This is a genomic window from Pseudomonas sp. CM27 (genome assembly GCF_013179515.1).
In the GTDB taxonomy this organism is placed as follows: Bacteria; Pseudomonadota; Gammaproteobacteria; order Pseudomonadales; family Pseudomonadaceae; genus Aquipseudomonas.
The window spans coordinates 1-3,025 of the sequence record NZ_JABMCN010000387.1 but is presented as its reverse complement, the minus strand read 5'-3'; the positions used below and the strand labels follow the sequence as shown (position 1 = coordinate 3,025).

Annotated in this window: 2 protein-coding genes; both read right to left on the bottom strand. The window is 63.2% G+C overall.

Annotation, left to right across the window (positions count from 1 at the left end):
- Positions 1 to 1,398: sigma-54 dependent transcriptional regulator (locus HP547_RS28115; protein ID WP_172288737.1), on the bottom strand; the 1,398-nt coding region annotated here is incomplete at its 3' end.
- Positions 1,367 to 2,860 carry a HAMP domain-containing sensor histidine kinase gene (locus HP547_RS28110; RefSeq protein WP_172288735.1) on the bottom strand — a complete coding sequence of 498 codons (1,494 nt, stop codon included), beginning with the start codon at positions 2,858 to 2,860 and terminating at the stop codon, positions 1,367 to 1,369. The genes HP547_RS28110 and HP547_RS28115, both read right to left, overlap by 32 nt.
- Positions 2,861 to 3,025: the final 165 nt, after the last annotated feature.

Here is a 3,025-nt window from a genome sequence, read left to right as displayed (position 1 = left end):
CCCGAGTTTCTCGATCCGGTAACGCAACATGTCCCGCGACAGCCCAAGCATTCGCGCCGACTTGGTAACGTTCCAGTCCGTGCGGTCCAGGGTCTTGCACACCAGGTCGCGCTCCATGTCTGGCAGGCTTGTCCCAGGCTCCGGATCATGCCGCGGCATTTCGTACACCGTGGCAGTCGGCTGCGCCACCAGCGGCTCGTCGATCAAGGTCATGCACAGGTTCAACTGATGCGCCTGCACCACCTCGTTCGGCGCCAGCAGCACGGTTTGTTCCAGCATGTTGCGCAGCTCGCGCACATTGCCTGGCCAGGTGTAACTGAGCATCAGGCTTTCGGCCTCGGCAGAAAACCGCAGGTTCGGCTTACCATAACGCCGGCCGTGGTGAGCCAGGAAGTGCCGTGCCAGCATCAGCACGTCCTGCCCACGCGCATGCAAGCGCGGCACCTTCAAGGCAATGATGCGCAGGCGGAAGAACAGGTCGCGGCGGAACTTGCCCTGCTGCACCATCTGCTCCAGGTTGCAGTTGGTAGCGCTGATCACCCGCAGGTCGACCTTGCGCTCCTTCACCGCGCCGATCCGGCGAATGCTGCGGTCTTCCAGCAACTTGAGCAGCTTGGCCTGCAGCACCAGGTCCATCTCGCCGATCTCATCCAGGAACAGGGTGCCGCCGTCGGCCGCTTCCACCAGGCCGACCCGGCGCTCCTTGGCATCGGTGAATGCGCCCTTTTCATGGCCGAACAGCTCGGCCTCCAACAGGTTGGCGGGGATCGAGGCGCAGTTGAATTCGATGAACGGCCCTTTGCTGCGCGAGCCGTCAAAATGCAGGGCACGGGCCACCAGCTCCTTGCCCGTGCCGGTGTCGCCTTCGACCAGTACCGGTGGCAGGTCGTCGCTGGCCATGCGCCGCTCGGCATCCAGCACCTGGCGCAGGGTGTGCTTGAGGCTGAGCATGGCCGGCGACTCACCGATCAACGCCTGCAGCCCGGACTTCTGCGCCTCGCGCTCCTGGTAGAACGTCAGCGTGCGCTCCATGCGCTCGGCAGCCAGTGCCTTGTCCAGGGTCAGTTTGAGCTCGGCCAGCACCACCGGCTTGGTCAGGTAATGGAAGGCGCCCTCCTTCATGGCCTGCACGGCATCTTCGACGTTGCCGTAGCCCGTCATCATGATCACCTTCAGGTCCGGCGCCTGGGCCACCAGCGTGCGCAGCAGGTCGTGCCCGCTCATGCCGGGTAGCGAGTTGTCGGTGAGCACCGCGTCGGGCTGAGCCCGCTTGATCTGCTCCAGCGCAAGCTCCGCGCTATGGCACACGGTGACCTCGAAGCCCTTCAGGCTGAGGTAGGTACGAACGTTGTCGGCGAGGATTTCATCATCCTCGACTACCAGGATGCTGTGCTCCATGGTCCCCTCCCGCTGCGATATTGAATGTAAGGCTGACGCGGGTTCCTTCCTCTTCCCGGCTGCTCAGGCTGACCGAGCCGCCAAACCGCTCCATGATGCGTTTGACCAGGGCCAGGCCGACACCGAGCCCCCCCTGCTTGGTGGTGTAGAACGGTTTGAACACCATGCGTTCCTGCTGCTGGCTCATGCCTTTGCCGGTGTCGGTAAGCACGAACTCGGCACGCTGGCCTTCCTGCACATTGACCTGGGCGGTCAGCATGCCACCGGAGGGCATGGCCTCCAGGGCGTTGGAGAACAGGCTGTTGAGAATCTGGGTGAGCTGCAGCGGCTGGCTGGCGACCCACTGCACGTCAGGGCCTTCGAAGTGAAAGCGCACACCGTTGCGCTCGATCTGCTGGAAGAAGGCCACGTGGGTGTCCTCGATGGCAGCCACCAGGTCCACGGCCTCGGCCTCGTCGCTGGTCGGGCGCAACGACACCAGCAGGTCGCGTACCCAGCATGACATGCGGTCGACCTGGCTGATAATGTCGGTGATGTTCTTCTGCGCGGCAGGGTTGGCGATTTCCTGGGCCAGCTCTGCGCTGGAGCGGATGTTGGCCAGCGGGTTGCGCAGGCTGTGCGCCACTGCGGAGGACATTTCCCCCAGCGCCACGTAGGTTTCGCTGGCCACCAGCCGGTCCTGCTGCAAGCTCAGCATTTGCGCCGCCCTGCGCACGATCCAGAACAGCCCGAAGTAGATCAGTGCCCCGCCTACCAGTGTGGAGGCCCAGATCAGCACGTAGCCGCGCTGGATGCGGCGGATCAGGTCCTGCGGTTCCTTGTAGATTTCCACCATGGCCAATACCTGCTCGCCCTGGCTGTCGAACAGCGGGATGTAGTTCTCGATGAACAGGTATTGCGGCTCACTCTGGAACTTCTGCTCTTCGCGACCTTGCTCAGCCTTGTGGTAGCTGGCCGACACCGCCTTGCGCGAGCGGAAGGCGCGGTCCAGGTCGCCATCGGCTTCTATACGCTTGCCGATCAGCACCGGGTTGGTCGACCAGACAATGGTGCGATCGCGGGCATAGACGTTGGCCAGCAAGGTATCCGGCAGGTGCTCGACATGGTCGAGGAACTCGACCCGGGTCGACTCGGCCAGTGCCGGGCTGACCTGCAGGTGCTGCTGGTCCAGGCGCGGGTCGAGCAACTCACCCATGGTGGTGCCTGGCGGCAACTGCGAGTGGCGCACTTCGGCCTGGGCCATGGCCTGGATGAACTGGGCGGTGAGCATGGCATCGCGCTGTACGCTGTCGCGTACCACGAAGCGCGTCGAGACGTAACCCAGGCCACCCGCCACCGCAGTGATGATCAACAGGCTGATGACCGAAAACCAGCGCAACAGGTTGAATTCACGCAATGGCACGGCGAGACCGTTGGGGGTCGCACTGGCCTTGTCGGAAGCTTCGTTTTCCAGCATCTGCATCGCGTGGTTCCCGCGCAGGGCGTCCGTTCAGAAATGCATCAAGGCAAATGGCAGTAGCCGTTTGAGAGCATCCCGCTTGGGCAGCCGCAGCTGCCATTCATCGCGTGTTGCGCTTGGTCAATCACGTAGCAAAAAATCAGCCAGCCCGATACTGAAAGACCAATA